This is a genomic window from Streptomyces sp. NPDC005794 (assembly GCF_042871445.1).
Taxonomy (GTDB): domain Bacteria; phylum Actinomycetota; class Actinomycetes; order Streptomycetales; family Streptomycetaceae; genus Streptomyces.
In genome coordinates, this window is sequence record NZ_JBIAIN010000011.1 from 148,385 (window position 1) to 169,866 (window position 21,482).

Below are 21,482 nucleotides of genomic sequence, written 5' to 3' on the forward strand. Positions count from 1 at the left end.
GATCGTGACGCTGGTCGCGTGCACGCCAGTGCCCGTCGGCTGTGCGTGCAGCGCCTGCACGTACGTTGTACACGAGCACGTCGGGAGCACCCAGCTCGGCGGTGTAGGTGTGCAGCTTCGCCTCGCCTGCCGGCGGCAGATGAACCGGCAGCTCACCGTGGAGGAGTCCCGCCACAAGCTCGCCCGGAACATCTGCGACGACGAGTGCCCCGCGGTCCGCCGTGGCTACTGCCCGGATGCGACATCAGTTGTCGGAGTCTTCGGCAACTTCGGGATGCGCCTGGACATGTCGGAGTGAGCGTGGGTCACGGCTGATGGGTAGAGATGAGAGCCGTCAGGCGGTGGCGTCGTCGTGGCCGAGGTCGCCGCCGAGTTCGCGGGAGACCCGGGCCTGGGCGAGGAGTTCCCTGGCCTTGGCCTCGACGCCCTCGATGGCGTCGGCGCCCGCGACGAAACGCAGCGGCGGATCGGCTTGGTCGGCGATGGTCAGCAGGGCGCGGGCGAGCTTGACGGGGTCGCCGCCCTGCTGCCCGTTCATGCTCTTCCAGGCCGCGATCGTGGCGCGGGTGCGTTCGGCGTAGTCGTGGATGGTCGGCTCGGGCCAGGTGGTGGAGGCGTCAACGAGCAGCTCGGTGCGGAAGAAGCCGGGCTCCACGACCGTGGTACGGATGCCGTACGGCTCGACGTCGTAGCGCAGCGACTCCATCCAGCCCTCGACGCCGAACTTGGAGGCGGCGTAGGCGACACAGAACTCCTGGCCGATCAGGCCGGCGGAGGAGGACAGCGTGATGATGTGCCCGTCGCGCTGCTTGCGGAGGATCGGCAGGACGGCGCGGGTGACGTTCATCGGGCCGAAGAGGTTGGTCTCGAACTGCCGGCGCATCTGCTCGGGAGTGATCTCCTCGAAATACCCGGCGTAGAAATTCCCGGCGTTGTTGATCAGTACGTCGATACGTCCGAAGCGGTCGATCGCCGCCTGGGCCGCGGTTTCGGCGTCGTCCAGGCTCGTGATGTCCAGCTTGGTGACCAGGAGGTTGTCTTGCGGTCCGCCAAGGGTCTTCTCGACCTCCTCGGGACGCCGCCCGGTGGCGACGACCTGGTGGCCGGCCGCGAGGGCCTGGCGGGCGATGTCCGTGCCCAGACCGCGACCGGCGCCGGTGACGAAGACGACCTTGCTCATGAGGAAATCCGTTTCCTTCGGGCGCCGGGGTGGGCGCCTGGGAGTAGCTATTGGTGCAGATGAGTGGGGCGGTCAGGCCTGGTCGGTCGGCATGATCCACAGCTCGCCGATGGAGGCGTGGCGGGGGCGGGTGACCATGTAGGTGAGACCGTCGGCGATGTCCTCGGGCTGCAGAACCTCGGTCTGCTCGTAGAAGGCGGCGGTCGCCTCGCGGATCTCGGGCTTGTGGTCGTTGTGCGAGGACAGCTCGGTGGCCACGCCGCCCGGCTCCAGGACGCCGACGCGCACATGACGCTGGGTGACCTCCTGACGCAGGGACTCGGTGAAGCCGTTCACGCCGAACTTGGTCAGGTCGTAGACGCCGTAGCCGTTCCAGGCGACGCGACCGGCGATCGAGCTGATGTTGACGATGTCGGCGACCTGACGCGGGTCGTCCTCGGCAGCCTTGAGCAGGTGCGGGAGGGCGGCGTGGGTGGTGTGCAGCAGGCCCTGGACGTTGACGGAGATCATGCGCTCCCACTCCGTGGGGTCCGCACCGACGACAGGGCCCAGCAGCATCAGACCGGCGTTGTTGACCAGGATGTCGAGCGTCCGAAGTGCTCGACGGTCTGCCGCACGGCCGCCGCAGCCTGGGCGGAGTCGGTGATGTCCGCCGCCACCGCCAGTGCGACGCCTCCGGCCTGGGCGATCTCCGCGGCGAGGCCGTCGAGGCGGTCCTTGCGGCGGGCCACCAGCGCCACCAAGGCGCCCTGCTCGGCGAGCAGGCGGGCGGTGGCGGCGCCGATACCGCTGCTCGCACCCGTGACGAGCGCGACGGTGCCAGTGAGCTTCGAAGTCATGGGGAATCCGTTCTGCCGGTGCGCCACGCATGCAACGATGCGCGGGCACTGTGCTCTTTCTTCGCTCAAGGGCTCGAAGCGGCCCGATATCCAGGCAACCACCCGCGGGGCCTGCGTGGGGCGCCGTACGGGGCACCCCTCTTCCCGGGGGCCTGCCAGTACTCCTTTACCGGGGCCCGCCCCCGCGGCGCCCGCCGTACCGTGGAGTCATGGAGCACAGCACCGAGATCCGCGAGTTCCTGCGCGCCCGCCGGGCCCGGATCACCCCGGAGGAGGCGGGCCTCACCACGCACCCCGGCCCCCGCCGGGTACCGGGGCTACGGCGCGAGGAAGTCGCCCAGCTCGCCGGGGTCAGCGTCGACTACTACATACGCCTGGAGCGCGGCCGTACCCGGGGCGTCTCCCGCACGGTCCTGGAAGCCGTCGCTCGCGCCCTGCACCTGGACGACACCGAACGCTCCCACCTCTTCGACCTCGCTCAGCCCACCGATACTCGGCCTCGGCGCAAGCGGCCGCTCAACCCCCAGCGCGTCCACCCCGCCCTGTACCAGGCCCTGGACGCCATCGGCTCCCCGGCGATGGTCCAGGGGCGCCGCACGGATGTCCTGGCGACGAACCGTCTCGCCGCCGCCGTGTACACCGACTTTCAGGCCCGCCCGCACGCCGAGCGCAACTTCGCCCGGTACCTCTTCCTCGACGAGGACGCCCGTACCCTGTACGGCGACCACTGAGACAAGGCCGCCGCCGAAACCGTCGCCTCCCTGCACCTGTACGCCGGAAGCCACCCCGACGACCCCCAGCTCACCGAACTCATCGGTGAGCTGTCACTGCACGACAAGGACTTCCGCCGTCTCTGGGCCGATCACGACGTCCTGGCCCACGCCACCGGCACCAAACACCTCCACCACCCACTCGTCGGCGACCTCACCCTCGACTACGTGACCCTGAACGTCGCCGGCGCCCCCGACCAGGCCCTCATCATCCTCACCCCCGAGCCCGTCTCCCCCTCCGCCGAGGCCCTCTCCATCCTCGCCAGCTGGATCGGCACCGCCCCCGCACCGGACCCCGCCGAAAAACGCGCGAATCGGCTGACTGACGCCTGCGACGGCACCGGTGTCGATACGGCGGACGGCTCCTCGGGGCGACGTCCTGTGTCGTGACCGTCCGGCCCTGCCGGTGCAAGCGAAGCGGTTGCGTGCGTTGCACGGGGTTACTGTGCGACGCAGCGAGCCCATCAGCGCGCTTATCGATTCTGCGCCATCCTTCCGTCTGTGATCTTTTCTACCTGGTAATAGGTGGCGACACAGGAGGCAGGCCATGGCCGCTTACCCTGGTTGCCGAATGGTTCCGTCATCTTGCTGATGACGAGCGGTGTGTAGGGGAGTACCGTTGCGCCCGCCGCAGCCCGCTTTCTGAGCAGGTGGTCCTGGCTGTCCCAGGCTTCGGCTCGTACACGCATGTCCGTTTCCAGGGCGCGCAGGGGGACTGCGAGTACGGCTGTGAGGCACACGCACATGAAGGCAGCGCTTATGGCTACCGGCTTCATGTGACGGCGGTACCGCCGGGCTGTCATGTTCCCGAGGAGGCCGCCCGCGCTGGCGAGCAGGAGGAGGAGCAGGAACAGGTAGTCGTTCCACAGCCGGTTGGCGGTCGCGACCGAGGGACCGAACGCCGGACGGGCGATCACCGTGCATACGTATCCGGAGAAAAGGAAGGCCGCCGCTCCGGACATGAGGAGCAGGGTCGCCCTCCGGTCAGGCCGGGGAATGCCACCGTCCGCGCGACGGGCGAGGATGCCGATCAACACCCCCACGGCGATCACGCCGAGATACTGCCAGCTCGTCGCCAGGGTATGGAGGATGTGCATGTACCCCCGCAGCGAAGCCAGAAGCGATTCGGGCGCGAACATGGAGTCCGCGTGGTGACGTGTGCGGCGGTTGCGTGAGCCGGGTGAGGTGAGGAGTACGGCGGTGCCGATGATGATGCCCGCTCCGGCAGCGGCGCACCAGGTTCGTAGGAAAGTGAGCCGTCCTGCCGGGAAGAGTCGGTGACCCAGCAGCAGTGCCAGGGCAAGGAGGGTCAGGGCGACTACGGAGGTCTCCTCGGACAGTGTGCCCATGACGGCTCCTAGGACGGACACGGACGCGGTGGCGGCGATCTTCCCTCGTCGCGAGGTCGCCAGCAGGGCCGGGATCGTGGCGGCGGCCGTGAGGACGGGCGGAAAGGTGTGGGAAATCGACGAGGCCGGCCAGAAAAAGGTCTTGTACGTGTTCACGGAGCCGAAGCAGAAGACGGCCAGGAAGATGGCTGCCGAGAACAGTGGGACGCCTCGGGGTGCCCGCCACCGGGCGCATCGGAGCAGTGCCACCGCCCACGCCCACAGGAGCACCAGCATCACGACCGAACTGATTCCCGCGTACCACTGCTGACCAGCGACGCCGAACGCGGCGTACGAGGCGACAAGCACGCCGTTGGCGATCCGGCCGTTGTCCGTGGAGTAGAACTGGTCTACCAGGGCGATGACGCCGTCGTCGCGTACGAGTGGCAGGAAGCACCACTCGTCGCCACTCGGGCGTACCCAGCGCGCGAACCATGCGGCTCCGCCGAAGAGGGACAGCGCGAGGAGAGGCAACAGTGCCACACCTGCCGAGGCTGGGCGCGGCAGGGCGGTGTTCGGGCTCGCCTCGCTCGTGGGCCCGAGAACGTCGGTACCGACGTTCTCGGCGTATCGCGCCGGCGCAGTGTGTTTCCCGCCGTCCGAGCCGGTGGCGCTAGCCAGGGGTGGGGTTGCTCGACCTCCTCTCGGCAGCATCGTCCCGATTCGTGCCGGTGGTGTTCGCCGGCTGTCGGCCGGAGTTGATGGCCCAGCGGGCGAGGAGGAAGGAGACCGGGGTGACGAGGACTCCGGCGATGAGTGCGGCGACATTCTTGTCCATTCCGAGTCGGCTGACAGTCACGTAGAGAAGCGCGCCGGAGGCGAAGAGGTTGAAGCCGCTGGACAGCGGATACCGGAGGAACGCGCGCCAGGTCGGACGGGTCCGGCAGGTGATGTAGGAGTTGAGCAGAAAGGAGCCGGCGATACTGACCGTGTAGCCGAGAACGTGTGCCGTGAGACGTGAGATACGGGATCCATGGGTTCAGGACGGCTCAGGTATACGGCGGTGTTGACGAATCCGATCGCCACGAACGTTGCGAACTGTCGTGCCGTTGTCGCAGGGGCTGCCGGACCAGCATTCGAGTCATGGTGGGGAAGGCGGGGCCTTGGGGCGGGGTGCTCGTCCGTTTCCCGGACCACGAAGGGTGGGCGGCGTTTGACCTCGTGATAGATGCGGCCGACGTACTCACTGATGATCCCCAGGGTGATCAGCTGGATTCCCCCCACCCCCACCACAACCATCAGGAGTGTCGCGTAGCCGGGGGCAGGTGCTCCGTGGAGGGCTACGTCGAAACCTACCCATGCCGCGTAGACGACTGCGGCGAGCAGGCACCAGAAGCCCGCGTAGACGGCCAGTCTCAGGGGCCGGTCGTTGAAGGACAGCAGCCCGCCGATGCCGTAGGTGAGCAGGCGGCGACTTCCCCCTTTCGAAGTGCCCGCGAGCCGTTGGGCGTTTCGGTAGGTGAAGGTGGCCGTCGTGAAGCCGATCCAGGCGAAAATGCCCTTCGAGAACCGGTTGGTTTCCGGCAGCGACAGCAGTGCGGGCTGCGCCCTCACCCTCACGGTTCCTCCGGGGAATCACCTTGTCGTACCCCAGCCTGTGGAGCTCCAGCATGCGCGGAATGAGCTCCGGAGGATGCTGCAGATCTGCCTCCATGATGACCACCGCTCGCCCGTGGGACATGCGCAGGCCGGCGAGCATCGCGGCTTCTTTACCGAAATTCCGGCTGAGCACCGAGTACCTGACGCGGCGAACAGCGGAGCCCAGGCCCTCGATGATGTCCCGTGTGCGGTCGGTACTTCCGTCGTCCACGTAGTAGATCTCGAAGTCGATCCCCGATGGGTCGAGGACGTCGTCGACCGCCGAGTGGAATCTCTCGATGACGGAAGCCTCGTTGAAGCATGGAACGACCACCGACAACTGGGGAGTCACCGAACCAGTTCTCCTGACCGGACAGCCCGAGCGGTGCCGTCCACCGTAGAGCGGTGGGGTCTCTGCCCCTTGCCCCGTGCAGGAGCCGATGCCATGGCTATTCCACCGGTGTTGCCCCGGGGACAGGCGGAAGCGCACCCTTAACCGATTGCGAGTGACCCGTTTGGCCTGCCGAAACCCGACACGGCAGCCTCGGTGGAAGCCCTGGGCTGGCCGGGGTGCGCGGCTTCGCGCACCAGCTCCGGCTTATGGGCGGGATCTCAACGCACGGCGGGCCGACCGACGTCCGGCTGTGTCTGTCTGGTGAGCACAGGGCGACTATGAGGGCCGTGTGCCGGACCGGGCCACTCGGGCGTCACGGGCACGGAGCGTAGTTGCGTTCCTCAGGCCCGCCGAGAGTGCGGAAACCGTCAGCGCCACCGCGACTGCCACCAGGAGTTCCTTGCTCGCGGGATTGGGCTTGACGACCGGCTCGGCAACCATGCCTACGACCAGAAGGACCCTGGTGAACCAGGCGCGGAACCGAAGGCAGACGCAGAATGCGAGACCCACCATCGCCCCCGACAGACCGGCGTCGAAGAGCTGTCCATAGTGACGCGCTCGGATGGTGCGGCACTTCCGCAGTGGTTCGCCGCTGCTGAAGCGTCCATTCCTCGCGGATCGTGGCCGGACACATGGACGACTCGATCGTGTTGCGGATCCCAATCCCACAGCCAGCACGCTCCGTATCTGTTTTGCTACGGAAAGGCAATGCCGGAGTGGCATTCAGGTCACCGAGGAGCCCTATGACTGACAGCACGGCCCTCACCCTTGCCGGGCGTCTGGGATTCCGCGCCGGGCAGGTGGTACTGGAGATCGGGTATCACGACGACGTCGACCAGACGCTGCGCGAGGACATCGAGAAGGTGACAGGCCAATCGATGGTCGACGAGGACCGAAGAGGCTGGGTCGACGTCGTACTGGTCTGGCACCGCGAGGGTGACGGCGACCTTGCCGACACGCTCGCTGACACAGTGCCGCCGCTCACTGACGGGGGCTACGTATTGATTCTGACTCCGAAGCCTGGCTGGGAGGGGCATGTGGCCCCCTCCGGCATCGCCGAGGCCGTGCCCGTCGCGAGTCCGGCCCAGGCTCCCTCCGTCAGCGCGGGAGACAACTGGACCGCTACGCGGTTGATGGACCCCCGCACCAAGCACTGAAACTCGACACCCTCCCGCCTGCTTGTGGGAGGGCGTCATGCATCATCTGTAGACGGGTAGTCGCCGCTTGAACCGCCCGGGGTCGGAACCCAAGGCATTCCGACCTGCCTCTCATCGGGCGAGTGGCGAGAACACACGCCTTGGCGCCGCGGATCGACCCATTCGGTCCCGGCGGGCGGGCTGACGCTCGCCTCCTCGCTGTCCGTAGAACCACCTGCGTCCAGGGGGAAACGGTGCCGGACCTTGCGTGCCGTACGCGGCCCGCAGCGGACAAGTGTGGCGAGGCGCAAGCGGATGGAGCACGGCGGTGGACAACGGACTGGAGACCGGGTGGTGTGAAGCCGTTTTCATGTGCGTGCGGGCTGTGTCCGGAGTAGCTCCGTGTGAGTGGTCTTGACGATGACGCTGTGAGCGATCGGGCGTAGGCGGGGAGAGACAGGGAGCCCGCCGCACTTTCCCCCGGAGACCTTGATGAAGCGCACCACCACGATGGCCACCTGTGCCGCCGCCCTGCTCACCGCCGTCCTGACCGGCTGCTCCGACAGCACCTCGGGAGAGGGGCACGGGCCCACTGCCTCCACCGCCTCGCCTGCGACCCCGGCCACCGTGGACACGAAGTCTGCGGGCAAGCTCGGCAGCATCCTTGTCGACGACAAGGGCAATACCCTCTACCTCTTCCTCGCCGACACGGAGAACAAGTCGAACTGCACGGGTTCCTGCGCCAAAGCATGGCCCCCCTTGCTCACCAAGGGGGCTGCCAAGGTCGGCAAGGGTGTGGACAAGAAGCTGCTCGACGTCACCAAGCGTTCCGGTGGTGACGAGCAGGTCACATACAACGGACACCCGCTGTACTACTACATCAACGACAAGAAGCCCGGCCAGACGAACGGGCAGGGCCTCAACCAGTTCGGCGCCGAGTGGTACGTCCTGAACGCCAAGGGCAACAAGGTCGAAAGCTGAGTCGGCGGAGCAGGATGAGTGCGCGGCACAGTGAAGACGGCGGCAGGAGCCTCGTATCCGCCGCCGTGCTCGCTGTCCTGGTACCAGTCGCAGTCGGGGTCGGGATCTACCTCTTCGGAACCCACCACACACCGAACTACGACAACGGGCTCTTCGGCGAGCACGGCACCGCCGCAGTCGACCTCAAAGCCCAACTCAGCACCGCGCTGCTCGGCCTCGCTCTCATCCAGCTCGGCCTCGCCCTGTGGATGTACGGCCGCGTGCCAGGCCACCGTCCCGCGCCTCGATCGGTGCCGCTGGGGCACCGCGTGCTCGGGTTCGTCATTCTTCTTCTCTCCCTGCCGATCGCCTACCACTGCCTTACGACTTATGGGACCGAGACGAGTTCCCCGCGGGTGGCGGTGCACTCCTTCGCCGGGTGCACGCTCTACGGTGCGTTCGCGGCCAAGGTGATCGTTGTGCGCAGCAGGTGCCTGCCCCGCTGGCTCCTTCCGGTGGTGGGCGGCCTGCTCGTGCTCGGTGTGGCCCTCCTCTGGTACACGGCCGCGCTCTGGGCTCTGAACGGAGACTCGGTACCAGGGTTTTCCTCCATCTGAGCGAGCGCCCCGGGCCTCGGGGGCGTGGTGCCTGTCCAGCGGACGCGGGCCCGGGGCGGCTGCGTGCTCGCCGCGCGGGAGTGGGGCACGGTGGCGCCAGGGTGATGCGTGCAAAATCAGCCGAGGAGCGTTCCATCGCTGGACAGCAGCCTTGCGGCGTGTGGACCACTGCTACGGCGAGCAGTGCGAAGGCCGCTGCGGCAGAGGGGCCGGACCACGCGCCGTCGGGGAACTTCCAGGCCAACGCCGCCTGGCTCGCGCTGGCCGCCCTCGCCTTCAACCTGATGCGCGCCTGCGGCACCCTCGCCGACACCTTCCACGCCCGCGCGACCTGCGCGACCATCCGCGAACACCTGATCAACGTGCCCGCCCGCCTGTCCCATTCGTCCCGACGGCTCACCCTGCATTTGCCCGAACGCTGGCCCTGGCAAGACGCCTTCGACACCCTCCTCCATGTCGTCCACGTCCCACCCCCAACGGCCTGACCAGGACCTATCCGACCCGCCCACGAGGGCCCAAGACCGGTGGACAAGTGGAAAAGCTGGGCAGACCAGCGGCCACCCCGCGCCCGAAAACAGAAACACCGACCCGATCACGAGAATCAAGCACTCACGAAGCGAGCCGGTGGATCCAGGCTCAGTGGTACCGCAGGTCAGAAGATGAAGGCCAATGCAGAACGAACTCACAGGAGTCCCGGCATCGGGGTGGCCGTTGACCATTCTTGGGGCAGGGGGGAGGCCGAGCAGTTCGGTGTTCTTGGCGGCCTGAGCGACCTGGGCGAGCATTTCCCATGCAGCGAGGTGGCGCCGCCAGATGGAGGCGGCTCAGGCCCCTCGCGCGCACTCGTTCCCGTATTCACGCCGAAGCGGGAGTATCGTGAAGATATCGAGAGAATCGTCGCCGTCGGCTATGCGTCGTGGCCGTTCTCGAGCGAATGCAGGCCGGAGGTAATCATCTGTGATCATGAGCCGTATGCCCGGCGAGAGGGCCCATGACTAGTACTGACGAGTCCGCCCAGAGTCCGGTTGGGGCGATCGGAAGGATTACGGTGGGGATTCCTCCGGACGGGCCGGGTGAGGTCTTGGTGGCTGTTCGCGGGGGCTCGGAAACGTACGCGGCGTGGTCACGTAGCCACATCACCCTCGCCATAGATACACGGGTAATCGTCATCGACTCCATCTCAGCTCGCTCGGTGATCGTCGAGCCGTTGCCGTCCTGAATGTTTTCCCGCAAATCGTAGGGGGCGCAGCGCATCCCAACACTCGACGGGAGTCCGCCCATGCTGTTCTGGCAGGTTCCTGCGCCGAATGAGGCCATGCTCATATCCGGCACGAAACGGCAGGCACAGGAAACACAGTTCCGTATCGTCACAGGTCACGGCAGTTTCGTGCTGCCTGTGAAGCAAAAAGCCCGCATGCTGTCCCTGGCGCTACGGGAAGCGGAGATCGCGGAGGACTGCGTCACACAGCAGGGCATACGGCTGAGTGTGCGCGCGGTCTGTGTGTTCAAAGTCGGTGATGACGCGATCTCGATCGCTAATGCAGCCCGTCGTTTCCTCTCCGAACAAGAACGGATGGAGGAGCTCGTCGGCCGGATCTTCGCCGGGCACCTCAGGTCGATCGTCGGCGGACTGACCGTCGAACAGATCATCCGGGAACGCAACCGGGTGGCTCAGGAAGTGATGGCGGGGAGCCACAGCGAGATGGAGAAACTAGGCATTGTCGTCGACGCACTCCAGATCCAAGAGATCGAGGACGCCACCGGATACATCAATAACCTCGCCGCTCCGCACGCCGCAGCAGTCGCAGGCCATGCGCGTATCGCCCAGGCCAAGGCCGACCAGGAGGCAACCGAACGCGAGCAGCAGGCGGCCGCCCTCAAAGCTGAGTACGAGCGGGACACAGCAATCAAGCGGGCAGGGTTCCTCGCCGAGACCGAACAGTCCAACGCCCGCGCCGCCCAGGCCGGCCCGCTTGCTCAGGCCATGGCGTCCCACGAGGTCATCGAGGAGCAGACTGCGCTCGCCCAGCGACAGGCCGAACTGGCGGCCCAGCACCTCGAAGGAGAGGTCAGGCGCCCGGCAGACGCAGAGGCATACCGCCAGCGCACCCTGGCCGAGGCCGCTCGGGACACTGCCAAGTTCGAGGCGGACGGCAAGGCGTACTCGGAGCGGACACTCGCACAGGCCCAGGCCGACGCGAACACCGCCCGCGCGCTCTCGCTGCGCGATGGCAACCAGGAACTGATCGCCGCCAACCGTGTGGTCGAGAACCTTCCGGCCCTCGCAGATGCAGCCGCCCGTGGCATGTCGGGCGCCAGCCTGACCGTCCTCAACGGCACCGACGGTGTCAACCAGGTCGCTGCGGGCGTGGTCGGCCAAGGCCTCGCCATTCTCGACGCGCTCCAGAACACGAAGGATCCCTCCGCCAACGGGAAGAGAAGTCTGCGAATTCCTGGGCTGTCACCATGACGGCCGGAGCTGCGTTCTCTTACGGGTGTTGTGGGAGGTAGAGGCTTCGACTCCAGGGTCCGGGCGATCAGATGGAGGACTTGCTCGTCCATCACCGTGCGGGGCCCTCGACCCGGACGCGGCTCCTCCGGCAACTCGTCGAGACGTGCCGCCGCTGACCGCACCTCACACCGCGGCCAGGGCGGCGGCGCGGCTGGCGACGCCCTGGGTGACCTTGGTCCTCAGGCGCACAGTCGCGAAGCCCGACTCGATCGGGTTCGTGGTCCGCAGGCCTTCAAGCTCATCGAGTCAGCCCAGGAACGCTGGCGGGCCGTGACCGCTCCCCATCTCGTCGCCCTGGTCCGGGCAGAAGCCCGCTTTCGAGCGGGGCTTCCTGGGCGAGCGATACGAGGACCGCGTGGCATGAACACCGCCTCCTGCCGCCGCCGGTCAGAAAATCAGTGGCAGGCCCGGCCCCCTGTGGTGAAGCGCGGCATGCCCAACTTCCTGGAGACTGACCGGCTCGTCCTGCGCGCGTTCATGGCGAGCGACATCGACCGCCGTCGACGGCAGATACCTGTCAATTTGCCCGGCCTGCTTGCCATGGGCCTCGGCATGGGCCTGTCGATGACACCATCCACCGAGGCCATCACCGCCTCATGCCGCGCGGGAAGCAGGGCGTCGCCTCCGTGCTCAACCACGTCACTCGCGAGTTCGGCACCGCGCTCGGCGCGCTCGTGTCTGCCGGCGACCGCAGCTCCATCGGCGAGAGGCTCGACGGCATCCCGCTGGTTGCCGCAGACACCGCACGCGAAGGCGTCGCCAACGCGGCCGAGGCGACGCCCAGCACAGGCTCACACGCACAGAGCCCGCTACATGCCGCTTAGCGGTCCTTCGTCGACAGCTGTCAGGAGGCTATGTGGGCAAGCGTAGCCGTCATGGGCACACCTCTATATCTTCCTCCGCGGCCCGAAGAACACGGCCCCGCCATCGGGGACGAGACAGAAGCCACCGAGGCCGTCGCCGCCCACTGACGACACCAGGGCCAAGCGGACAGCAAGCCGACGGCTCGCGCTTCTGCAGGTGTCCGGCACCGCGCTCACGGTGCGGACACCCCGCGCAGGCCGGCTTCCCACCGCGCCCAGTCGCCGATGCCGAGGTCTCCACGGGCACCTTCTTCGCGATCGAGGAAACCGCGACGCCCAATCACTCGGAGACGCCGGCAGCGCCCCGGCTTCCGGGTCCGGCTACGCGTGTTGGTTCAAAACCCGCGTCAGTTCGCGGTCGGCAGCGCGTGCCGCATCCGACTCCGCCTCTCTCCTCCACCGTGCCGACCGTGCGGAGCTGAGCTCGGGGTCGCGGGTAGGGGCAGCCTCGGAACGGCCTCATCAAACGCTACGTGTACCAATAGTTCGTCCAGTTGAGGTGCCGCAGCGATCGCGGGCACGTGAGCGCTGCGCACTGGGCTTTGATTCAAGTTTTTTGCCCGCGCCAGCGGGGTCGGCGAGGGAAGCCGGTTTACGATCGCGCCGTGCCGACGGCCATCAAGATCCTCAAACGCCTGGTCATCGGGCGTGCCCGGCGGAGTGAAGAACTGGGTGAGACGCTGCTGCCCAAACGGCTGGCTCTGCCAATCTTCGCGTCCGACCCGCTTTCCTCCGTGGCCTACGCCACGCAGGAGATCCTGCTGGTCCTCACCCTCGGAGGGCTGGCGTACCTGCATTTCACCCCGTGGATCGGGGCCGCGGTCGTCGCGCTGATGACGGTGGTGGTGCTCTCCTACCGCCAGGTCGTCCACGCCTACCCGAACGGCGGCGGATCGTACGCCGTCGTCTCGACCAATCTCGGCCCCTCAGCCGGTCTGGTGGTCGGGGCCTCTCTGCTGGTCGACTACGTCATGACCGTGGCGGTCTCCGTGGCCTCCGGAGTGGACAACATCATCTCGGCCTTGCCTTCCCTGGCCGACTACCGCGTGCTGATGGCACTGTGCTTTGTGGCCCTGCTCACCGCACTGAACCTTCGGGGCCTGCGCGAGTCCGGCCGGTTGTTCGCCGCTCCTACCTATCTCTTCATCGGCGGGGTGCTGATCATGATCGGCACCGGGCTGCTGCGCTACGTCCTGGGCGACGCCCCGGTCGCCGAGAGCTCCCAGTACAACGTCACCCCCCAGAAGGCCGACCTGGATCTGGCCGGACTCGCACTGGTCATGCTGGTGCTCCGCGCGTTCTCCAGCGGCTGCACGGCACTGACGGGCGTGGAGGCAATCTCCAACGGAGTGCCCGCGTTCCGCAGGCCCAAGTCGCAGAACGCCGCGAGCACACTGGCTGCCATGGGCATCATCGCCGTCATCCTTTTCGTCGGCGTGACCACGCTCGCGATCGTCGCCAAGGTGCACATCGCCGACGACGCCTGCCGACTGACCGGACTGCCCGACTGCGCCGGTTACACCCAGCGCACGGTCATCGCGCAGCTCGCCGCGGCTGTCTTCGGCGGGGCCGACAGCTTCGGCTTCTACTACATCCAGGCAGTCACGGCCCTGATCCTGATCCTGGCAGCGAACACCGCCTTCAACGGCTTCCCGCTGCTCTCCTCGATCCTCGCCCAGGACAGCTACCTTCCGCGCCAGCTGCACAACCGGGGCGACCGACTCGTCTTCTCCAACGGCATCATCGCCCTGGCAGTCGTCGCCGGGCTCCTGCTGTACGGCTTCAAGGCCAACGTCACCAGCCTGATCCACCTCTACATCCTCGGTGTCTTCACCTCTTTCACCCTCTCCCAGGCCGGCATGATCCGGCACTGGAACCGTGCGCTGCACACCGAGACCGACCCCGCGCAGCGCCGCCGTCACCACCTGGCCCGTGCGGTCAACTCCACCGGCGCTGCCGTCACCGGACTCGTCCTGGTCATCGTGCTGGCCACCAAGTTCACCCAGGGCGCGTGGCTCGCCGTCGTCGCCGCGACCGTGCTGTGGCTGATGATGCGGGGCATCCGCCGGCAGTACGACAGAACCGCCGCCGAGCTCGCCGTGACCGACCCACGGCAGGACAGCATCCCGCCCGCCCGGGTCCTGGCCGTCGTGCTCGTCTCCACCCTCAACAAGCCGACCCTGCGAGCCCTCGACTACGCCCGCGCCTTCCGGCCCGACCACCTCGAAGCACTCACCGTCGCCGTCGACCAGGAGTCTCTGTCCACACTGCACAGGCAGTGGAACGACTTCGACATCCAGGTGCCACTCAAAGTGCTCCGGTCCCCCTACCGCGAAATCACCAGACCAGCGGTGGAATACGTACGCTCCGTCCTCCGCGATGGCGGCCCGCATGACGTCGTCGCCGTCTTCATCCCCGAATACATCGTCGGCCGCTGGTGGGAGAACTTCCTCCACAACCAGACCGCCCTCTGGCTCAAGAGCCGTCTGCTCCTCACCCCCGGCGTAACCGTGACCAGTGTCCCCTGGCAACTGTCCTCCGCCACCGGCACCCATCGGCCCATCGCCCGCGCCCCCGGCTCGGTCCGCCGCGGCGAGCCCCCCAACAGGGTCGGCCACACCGCACTGCACAGCACGTCACGAGGCCCCGACACGAACTGACCACGCGAGCACAGCGGAAACAAGTCCCCCCATGACCAGGTACCGGCCTTGGTCGCAGCCACATCGTCACCCACACCAGCAAGCAAAGGGGGAACGCCCTGGTTCGGTTGCAGCTCTGTGCAGTCGGCTGAGGCTTGCCGTGTGTCCGCGCCCGAGCTGACGTGCCGCTGGGTCTCAGGACGTCCAGGCGGGTGGTGTCGATCTGGGCCTGCCCGCAGGGTCGCAGCGCCGTGACGGGAGTGAAGGCCTGACCCTCGAAGACCGCGAGCATGTGGCGGACGGCACCGGCGGGCAGTCCGCTCCCGCCCTAGTCAGCCAGCCGTTCGATCGCAACCATGGCGGCGTCGTCGCCGAGGTAGCCGCCCGCATGGTGCAGAAGGTCTGCGCACAGGAACTTCAGCAGTAGCTCAGGGCCTCCCTCGGGCCGCGTAGCCGCTAGCCGCTCAGCGAGAGGGTAGAAGTGGCCTGAACGGTCGCGGGCTTCAGTGACCCCGTCCGTGTACAGGAGCAGCGTGTCACCGGCATCGAAGGTATGTACCTCCTCCGTGAAATGCATAGCCGTCAGCTGTCCGATTCCGAGCGGCGGGGCCGGCTCTTCGGCGTCGAGTGAGAACACTCGGCCTGCGCGGAGAATCAGGGGCGGCGGATGTCCGCAGCTGACAAGGCGGAGCACGTCAGAGGTATGGGGAATATCCAGCACGGCCGCCGTGACGAAGTCTTCGGCGGTTTTTTCGTCCTCGGTCTCGTACAGGGAGTCGATCTGACGTGCGGTCACACTGTTGTCGAGGCGGGCTGCCAGATCGGGCAGGCTGGCTTCCTGGCGGGCAAGAGCTCGAAAGGCGCCCAGAACACCGGCGGCGCCGCTGATGGCGTCGAGGCCCTTGCCTCGGACGTCGCCGATGATTACGCGGGTTCCCTCGGTGGTGCGCGCGGTTGCGTAAAGGTCTCCGCCCAGCTGTGCTCCCGCTTCGGCGGCCAGGTACACCGATGCCATGCGTAGGGGACCGCTGCGTGCAGGCAGGGGTCGTAGGACCCCACGTTGAGCCGCCTCGGCTACGGAGCGCAGCCGCACCATTTCCGCGGAGTGACGTTCTCGCAGGTGGGCGAAGAACGTCACGATCGCAGAGATCAGGACCAGCGCAATGATCTGGTAGAAGACCTCGAGATTGGTGATGGTGCTGTTGGCCGCAGCGACGGCGCTCTGGGCCAGTACTGCGACCCCACCGACGAACGAGGTCAGGCGCGGGCCGGCAAATGAGGCTGTGAGCGCAGGGGCCGCTACGAGAAAAGGACCGACGTGGACCTGTGGTGGAGTGGTGATGTCGACCACGGTCACGACAGCGATCAGAGCGAACGGCACCGCGATGAGTGCCCTGCTTTGCCGTGTGCCTCCGTAGAACGACTGCAGCGACTGTCGAAGACCCATGGACCCGGCATACCTCACCATGCCGATGACCGCCTCTCCTGCTGAACGGTCAGGCGGGCGCGGTGCAGGCTCCCGCCCCCGTGAAGTCTACGCATCGGTGTTGCTCAGCAGACGGATCTTCATGTCCTCCGATCCCGTCTGCACACGCCACTCCAGGTAGTCGATCAGCGAGCAAGCGTAGATCCCTGCCGCCGTCCGAGCTGGGGTGACTTCATAGACTTTGAGAGCTTGACGTGCGACACCAGCCAGTCACATGGCCCGGCCGCGTTTGCCGCCCGGGCACGCGCACGCTCTGTCGCATCTGGTCGAACGTGGCTTCCGCCGGCCAGTGGCGGAAGGGGCTGTGTTGGTTGACCCAGGCCGTATCTCTCGGACACATCCCGCCAGTCCACCCCTGTCGTAACAGGTGCTTCGTGGTGATCGGCGCGACCGACGACGGCTGTGTCCACCCTGCGGGTCAGTTGTCCTGCAACTCGCCCTGGGCGATTTCCACGTGGTGATGCAGGTTTACGAGCCCGGCAGTGGCTCCTGTGCCGGCCGCGGCTGAGCAGGCGAGGAGCAGGCTGGCCGCTGTGACGGACATCCTGTGAGAGGTGGGTGCTTGCTGGAGCAGGGCTTTTACGCGCTGCGGTACGGGGCCGCCTGAGGCTCGTGCGGCGAAGGTGGGGCGGCTGGTCCTGTTGGCGGTTCCGGCGAGGGCTGCGCGGCCGATGGCGCGTGCTGTCAGGTTGCGGTCGCCGACAACGCTTGCGGCAGCCTCGTCGGCGACGCGTTCCACGGCAAGGCCGATGGCGTCGCGCAGTGCTCTCATGGCGGGATGGCAGCGGGCGGCGAGGTCGGCAACGGTGAGGAAATAGTGGTGGCGGCCGGTCAGGTGGGCCCGTTCGTGGGCGAAGAGGGCCTCTCGTTCGGGGCCCGCCAGGGTGCGCAGCATGCCGGATGTCACCACGATGCGCCCCGGATTCCCGGGGAGGGCATAGGCGTCGGCTTCGGGGTGATCCAGGACGCTGAGATCTCCCGCGGAGGGTGCGTGTCGCAGCTGCGCGTGCGCGGTGCGGTACTGGCGGAGCTGACGCAACGCCGACCGGGTCACGGTGCAGGCGCAGAGAGACAGGGCGCCGACGGCGAGGGCGGTCACCGGGTAGGCGACGATTGCGGGCGCGACGTTCAGGGGGTATTTCAGGTGGCCGAGGCGGGCCAGAGCAGACACGGTGAGCATGCCGGCGAGGATGAGGCCCCCTAGTGCCACCAGCCAGCCGCCCGTCAGCACGCAGGCTGTCGCGGTCAGCGCCCACATCGCGGCCGCAGGCCGCAGGCGGGGAGCTGTCCACCGTACGAGCGCCGGTGCCGCGAACGGCATCAGCAGCGGCACGAGCAGCAGGGTGATCACCGCCCGTCACCGCCCTCCAGAAGGTCGCGCAGTATGCGCTCGTCCTCCGGACCCAGGTCTGAGACGAACCGGGCCAGCACGCTCTGGCGGTCGTTGTCCTTGTCGAGTTCGTGGTGCATACGCCGGGCGGTCAGGCCATGGGTGTCCTGGACGGGGAAGTACGCGAATCCACGACCTGAGCGTTCCCGGCCTACCGTTCCCTTCTCGAAGAGGCGGGACAGGATCGTCGTCACCGTCGTGCGGGCCAGCTCCATCGTCAGGCTGCGCTGCACCTGGCCGGCGGTCCGGGGGCCGTCCGCGGCCCACAGCGCCGCGAGCACGCTCGCCTCCAGCTCCCCAGCCCCCCTGCGCTCGACAGCACCCTCCGCCATGACGTTCCCCTCATCCCTTAATCGTCTACAGTGCAGTAGACCGTCTACGCGATTGTAGTCGACTGGTTGTTCCATCCGGCTGCCCCCTGCCCGTATTCAGTGAGAGTGAGAGGCCCCCTGCTCATGGCTGTACCTGTCCTCGTCTCGCCTCCACTCGCGGTGAACCTCCTCGATGCGCCGTCGCTACTGGCGACTTTCGGCGTCCTGGGTATCGCGGTGGTGATGTTCGCCGAGACCGGCCTGCTGGTCGGCTTCTTCCTGCCCGGCGACTCTCTGCTCTTCACCGCCGGCCTGCTGTGCGCGGGGACCACGGACAAAGGTGCAACGCTGTCCCTGCCCTGGGTTCTGGTCGCCTCGGTGGCCGGCGCGCTGGCAGGCGCCCAGTGCGGATACCTCATCGGGCGCCGAGCTGGGGGAGCACTCCTCGCCCGCAGCAGGTCCAAGCGCCTGCACGAGGGCGCAGAGCGCGCCGAGGAACTACTGGAGCGATACGGCCACGCCAAGGCGATCGTGCTTGCCCGCTTCGTCCCCGTGGTGCGCACGGTCCTCAATCCCCTCGCCGGAGCGCTGAACATCCCCACCCGGGTCTTCACCCTCTGGCAGGTCGTCGGCGGCCTGGTCTGGACTGTCGGCCTGGTGCTTGCCGGATACGCCCTCGGCTCCACCATCCCCGACGTCGACCGATACCTGCTGCCGATCATCGCCGTCATCGTGATCGTGTCCCTGCTACCGCTGGCAGCGGAACTGCTCCGCTCCCGGCGGGCTGCCAAGCACCGGAATGAGGCCCCTTGATGAATCTCGCGTACGACGGCTCGAGTATCGACGGCCCCGCCTACCTCAAGATCGTCAACCTCGCCGACCGAGCGCCCGGCTGGGTCGACAGTCTGGTCACCGGCTGGTCGACCTACGGGCTGGGGGTGTTCGCACTGCTGATGGTCGTCGGATGGTGGCGGGCGCGCCGCGCGGAAACCGCGGCCACGGTCACCGCGCTGGCGGTCCCGCTGGTCACCGTCCTCGCCTTCGGCGTCGACTCCCTGCTGAAGCTGGCCGTCCATGAGGACCGGCCGTGCCAGCGGCTGCACGTGCTCACCCTCGAAGCGTGCCCCGTCCCCGGCGACTGGTCCTTCCCCAGCAACCACGCCGCCCTCGCCTCCGCAGCCGCCGTCGCACTGCTCCTCGTATCGCGCCGGCTGGGCCTCCTCGCCTTGGCTGCTGCGGTCCTGATGGGAGCCTCCCGGGTATGGGTGGGCGTGCACTATCCGCACGACGTCCTCATCGGGTTCGTCGTCGGCGCCCTCGTCGCGCTCCTCGCCATCTGGGCGGTACGGCGCAAGCAGAGCGCGCTCGCCGCCCGGCTGAAGGACGGCCCGCTGCGCCCCCTGGTTACTGCGGCGTGACCCGCCGTCCACCCGTTCGCCTGTTCGCCTGGGCGGCCCTGGCGGCCGCACCGGCCTTCGCGCTGCTTGCCGTAGCCGTGCTCAACGCGCCGCCCGGGCTGCTGCCCGGCGACGCGGCGCTGCACCACTGGTCCCAGGCACACCGGCCCGGCGCTGCCCTGGCCCTCTCCCGTGCGGTCACTGCCACCGGCACCGGGGTCATCCCGTTCGCCGTTGTCGTCCTGGCGGGCCTGTCGGTGGGCGGCACCACCAGGCAGCGTCTGATCACTGCCGCCGCGCTAGCTGCTCTGTCTCGGCATCGGCCAGGCGTTGCGAGTCGCGGTCATGTGGCTGGTTGCCCGACCCCGGCCGCCGCTTGGCCGCGGGGCTCCTGATCGCTGCCCTGTTCCTGTGGGGTCCGCGCGTCCCGCGCTTGGTCGCCGTCCTGATCGGTGTCTGGGGCACGGCCGTAGGACTGACCCGGGTCTACCTCGGGGTGCACTGGTTCAGCGACGTCATCGGCGGCTGGTTCTTCGCCACCGCCTGGCTGGCCCTGAGCGCCGGCGCTTACCTGCGGGGTACGCGGAGGACCGTGAGGTGACACGTTGCCGCATCCTCGTTGTCGAGGACGATCACGCCCTGCGCGACGTCCTCCTGCGCGGTCTGCGGGACGAGGGCTTCGACGCGGTGTATGCGTCGGCGACCAAGAGGAGCCACTCCGTGTCCGCACGGAGGTCCTTGCGGGAAGCCGCCTCTGCCAACGGCAGGGCAACCTCGCTGGCGAGTCGGCCGACCTTCGAAGCGGCCAGCGCCGCTTTCACGACAGCCGCCTCGACCGCTGCGGCTCCTTCTTCTGTCCCAGGGTCGAACGCGCCGTGGGCCCTCTCTCGCTCCTTGCGGGACCGGTACGGCCGGAGTGCGAGGATACCGTCGCTGATCTCGATGACCCGCCGCTGGAGGAAGAAGTCCGAGTCGTTGGACGCGCCCTGGGCGAAGTCCGCGGACGACAGGACGATCTCCGGCATCGTTGCCGAGAGGTCCTGCCAGAGGGAACTGAGAGCTTCGAAGGACTGTGCCTCCCAGCGGCGACGGTGAGCCTGGCTGATCGGAAAGACCACAGTTGGCAGCGTGAGACCGAGACAGATCAACAGGACGGCGAGCGCTGGAGACGTCACGCTGAAGACGCACGGTGTGGACACGAGCGACGAGCACTTCGAATGGTCGGGTACCAGGTTCAAGCCCGGGCCCAGGGAGACGGGGACCGTCAGCTTGTGCACGGTGTTGATCCACGGTGGCGCGGGCCGGTCGAGCGCCTTCGCTCCTGGCTATGGTCCAGACCCTCCATGTGACGGTCCTCACGGACGCCCTTCGGAGGTGCTGCGTAGGCTTGACCCATTGCCACGGTGGGGTTGCGAGGGCGGGCGAAGCCCCCCTGCGGCCACCTGACGCGACGTCAGTAAAGTCAGCAAGTGGTCAGCATGAGGCCTGAAAAACTTGGGGAAAGCTGCCCGGACGTGCGACTCGTTGTAGGGTGTCGAAACAGCCCTTGACCTGCATAAACGCAGGCAGGGAGCCTACTTGTGGGAGTGCCTCGATGATGCGTACCATGTTCAAGTCCAAGATCCACCGGGCCACCGTGACCCAGGCTGACCTGCACTATGTCGGCTCCGTGACGGTCGACGCCGACCTGATGGACGCAGCAGATCTGCTGCCCGGCGAGCTCGTACACATCGTGGACATCGACAACGGCGCCCGCCTGGAGACGTACGTCATCGAGGGGGAGCGCGGCTCCGGTGTCATAGGGATCAACGGCGCCGCCGCCCACCTGGTACACCCCGGTGACCTGGTCATTCTCATCAGCTACGCGCAGGTCGACGACGCGGAGGCGCGTGCGCTCGTGCCCCGCGTCGTGCACGTCGACGCCGGGAACCGCATCGTGGAGCTGGGAGCCGACGCCTCGGCGCCCGTCCCGGGTACGCGCACCGAGCGCAGCCCGCAGGCCGTGCCCCGGAGCTGATCCGC

General features: G+C 67.6%; 18 protein-coding genes and 5 pseudogenes. 15 read left to right on the forward strand and 8 right to left on the reverse strand.

The annotated features are described in order from the left end of the window. Positions 1 to 109 precede the first annotated feature (109 nt). Positions 110 to 298 carry a hypothetical protein gene (locus tag ACFYQ5_RS19530; protein ID WP_389198947.1) on the forward strand — a complete coding sequence of 63 codons (189 nt, stop codon included), beginning with the start codon at positions 110 to 112 and terminating at the stop codon, positions 296 to 298. A gap of 36 nt (positions 299 to 334) precedes the next feature. Here ACFYQ5_RS19530 and ACFYQ5_RS19535 read toward each other — a convergent pair whose 3' ends face one another. After that, positions 335 to 1,180, reverse strand: a complete 846-nt coding sequence (locus ACFYQ5_RS19535; protein ID WP_389198949.1) for an SDR family oxidoreductase — start codon at positions 1,178 to 1,180, stop codon at positions 335 to 337. A 72-nt stretch (positions 1,181 to 1,252) separates the two neighbouring features. Further along, positions 1,253 to 2,019: pseudogene (locus ACFYQ5_RS19540) on the reverse strand (SDR family NAD(P)-dependent oxidoreductase). A gap of 209 nt (positions 2,020 to 2,228) precedes the next feature. On the opposite strand from ACFYQ5_RS19540, the pseudogene ACFYQ5_RS19545 reads away from it, so the two are divergent. Continuing rightward, positions 2,229 to 3,179 (forward strand): annotated as a pseudogene (locus ACFYQ5_RS19545) (helix-turn-helix transcriptional regulator). Between the two features lie 83 nt (positions 3,180 to 3,262). On the opposite strand, the gene ACFYQ5_RS19550 reads toward ACFYQ5_RS19545, so the two are convergent. Beyond that, the gene (locus tag ACFYQ5_RS19550) at positions 3,263 to 4,660 is read right to left on the reverse strand and encodes a DUF6056 family protein (RefSeq protein WP_389198951.1); all 1,398 of its coding nucleotides are present in this window, start codon (positions 4,658 to 4,660) and stop codon (positions 3,263 to 3,265) included. Positions 4,661 to 4,790: 130 nt separating this feature from the next. Next, positions 4,791 to 6,107, reverse strand: a pseudogene (locus tag ACFYQ5_RS19555) (glycosyltransferase). A gap of 785 nt (positions 6,108 to 6,892) precedes the next feature. Here ACFYQ5_RS19555 and ACFYQ5_RS19560 point away from each other — a divergent pair. The 7 genes from ACFYQ5_RS19560 (at position 6,893) to ACFYQ5_RS19590 (ending at position 14,897) form a co-directional block, all read left to right on the forward strand. Beyond that, positions 6,893 to 7,306, forward strand: coding sequence for a DUF3052 domain-containing protein (locus ACFYQ5_RS19560; RefSeq protein ID WP_389198953.1), 414 nt, complete (start codon positions 6,893 to 6,895; stop codon positions 7,304 to 7,306). Between the two features lie 471 nt (positions 7,307 to 7,777). Beyond that, positions 7,778 to 8,266: a hypothetical protein gene (locus ACFYQ5_RS19565; protein WP_389198955.1), complete on the forward strand. Its 489-nt coding sequence runs from the start codon at positions 7,778 to 7,780 to the stop codon at positions 8,264 to 8,266. A 14-nt stretch (positions 8,267 to 8,280) separates the two neighbouring features. Further along, the gene (locus ACFYQ5_RS19570) at positions 8,281 to 8,862 is read left to right on the forward strand and encodes a DUF6529 family protein (RefSeq protein ID WP_389198956.1); all 582 of its coding nucleotides are present in this window, start codon (positions 8,281 to 8,283) and stop codon (positions 8,860 to 8,862) included. Between the two features lie 158 nt (positions 8,863 to 9,020). Next, positions 9,021 to 9,347 (forward strand): transposase, encoded by a 327-nt coding sequence (locus tag ACFYQ5_RS19575; protein WP_389198958.1) that lies wholly within the window; start codon positions 9,021 to 9,023, stop codon positions 9,345 to 9,347. A gap of 794 nt (positions 9,348 to 10,141) precedes the next feature. Further along, a complete protein-coding gene (locus ACFYQ5_RS19580; protein ID WP_389198959.1) occupies positions 10,142 to 11,332 on the forward strand; it encodes an SPFH domain-containing protein in 1,191 nt (396 codons plus the stop codon). Between the two features lie 638 nt (positions 11,333 to 11,970). Beyond that, the gene (locus ACFYQ5_RS19585; RefSeq protein ID WP_389199114.1) at positions 11,971 to 12,198 is read left to right on the forward strand and encodes a hypothetical protein; all 228 of its coding nucleotides are present in this window, start codon (positions 11,971 to 11,973) and stop codon (positions 12,196 to 12,198) included. 644 nt (positions 12,199 to 12,842) lie between these two features. After that, entirely contained in the window at positions 12,843 to 14,897 is a 2,055-nt protein-coding gene (locus ACFYQ5_RS19590; RefSeq protein ID WP_389198960.1) for an APC family permease, read from the forward strand. Between the two features lie 307 nt (positions 14,898 to 15,204). Here ACFYQ5_RS19590 and ACFYQ5_RS19595 read toward each other — a convergent pair whose 3' ends face one another. From ACFYQ5_RS19595 to ACFYQ5_RS19605, 3 genes are all read right to left on the reverse strand, one after another. Next, positions 15,205 to 16,233, reverse strand: a complete 1,029-nt coding sequence (locus ACFYQ5_RS19595) for a PP2C family protein-serine/threonine phosphatase (protein WP_389198962.1) — start codon at positions 16,231 to 16,233, stop codon at positions 15,205 to 15,207. A gap of 547 nt (positions 16,234 to 16,780) precedes the next feature. Further along, positions 16,781 to 17,713, reverse strand: a complete 933-nt coding sequence (locus ACFYQ5_RS19600) for a M56 family metallopeptidase (RefSeq protein WP_389198964.1) — start codon at positions 17,711 to 17,713, stop codon at positions 16,781 to 16,783. Then, positions 17,710 to 18,084 carry a BlaI/MecI/CopY family transcriptional regulator gene (locus ACFYQ5_RS19605; RefSeq protein ID WP_389198966.1) on the reverse strand — a complete coding sequence of 125 codons (375 nt, stop codon included), beginning with the start codon at positions 18,082 to 18,084 and terminating at the stop codon, positions 17,710 to 17,712. The genes ACFYQ5_RS19600 and ACFYQ5_RS19605 overlap by 4 nt, the downstream gene beginning before the upstream one ends. Before the next feature lie 123 nt (positions 18,085 to 18,207). On the opposite strand from ACFYQ5_RS19605, the gene ACFYQ5_RS19610 reads away from it, so the two are divergent. The 5 genes and pseudogenes from ACFYQ5_RS19610 to ACFYQ5_RS19630 all read left to right on the forward strand — a co-directional run. Next, positions 18,208 to 18,876 (forward strand): DedA family protein, encoded by a 669-nt coding sequence (locus tag ACFYQ5_RS19610; RefSeq protein ID WP_389198967.1) that lies wholly within the window; start codon positions 18,208 to 18,210, stop codon positions 18,874 to 18,876. Continuing rightward, complete coding sequence (locus tag ACFYQ5_RS19615) at positions 18,876 to 19,481, forward strand: phosphatase PAP2 family protein (RefSeq protein ID WP_389198969.1); 606 nt, start codon at positions 18,876 to 18,878, stop codon at positions 19,479 to 19,481. The genes ACFYQ5_RS19610 and ACFYQ5_RS19615 overlap by 1 nt, the downstream gene beginning before the upstream one ends. Beyond that, positions 19,478 to 19,855: a hypothetical protein gene (locus ACFYQ5_RS19620; RefSeq protein ID WP_389198971.1), complete on the forward strand. Its 378-nt coding sequence runs from the start codon at positions 19,478 to 19,480 to the stop codon at positions 19,853 to 19,855. The genes ACFYQ5_RS19615 and ACFYQ5_RS19620 overlap by 4 nt, the downstream gene beginning before the upstream one ends. Next, on the forward strand, positions 19,837 to 20,061 hold the full coding sequence (locus ACFYQ5_RS19625) for a phosphatase PAP2 family protein (protein ID WP_389198973.1): 225 nt from the start codon (positions 19,837 to 19,839) through the stop codon (positions 20,059 to 20,061). The genes ACFYQ5_RS19620 and ACFYQ5_RS19625 overlap by 19 nt, the downstream gene beginning before the upstream one ends. Next, a pseudogene (locus ACFYQ5_RS19630) lies at positions 20,058 to 20,156 on the forward strand (DNA-binding response regulator); the annotation flags it as partial. The gene ACFYQ5_RS19625 and the pseudogene ACFYQ5_RS19630, both read left to right, overlap by 4 nt. A 50-nt stretch (positions 20,157 to 20,206) precedes the next feature. Here the strand turns inward: ACFYQ5_RS19630 and ACFYQ5_RS19635 are convergent. Further along, positions 20,207 to 20,737 (reverse strand): annotated as a pseudogene (locus ACFYQ5_RS19635) (DUF6545 domain-containing protein); the annotation flags it as partial. 317 nt (positions 20,738 to 21,054) lie between these two features. On the opposite strand from ACFYQ5_RS19635, the gene panD reads away from it, so the two are divergent. Next, on the forward strand, positions 21,055 to 21,477 hold the full coding sequence (gene panD / locus ACFYQ5_RS19640) for an aspartate 1-decarboxylase (RefSeq protein WP_389198974.1): 423 nt from the start codon (positions 21,055 to 21,057) through the stop codon (positions 21,475 to 21,477). Positions 21,478 to 21,482: the final 5 nt, after the last annotated feature.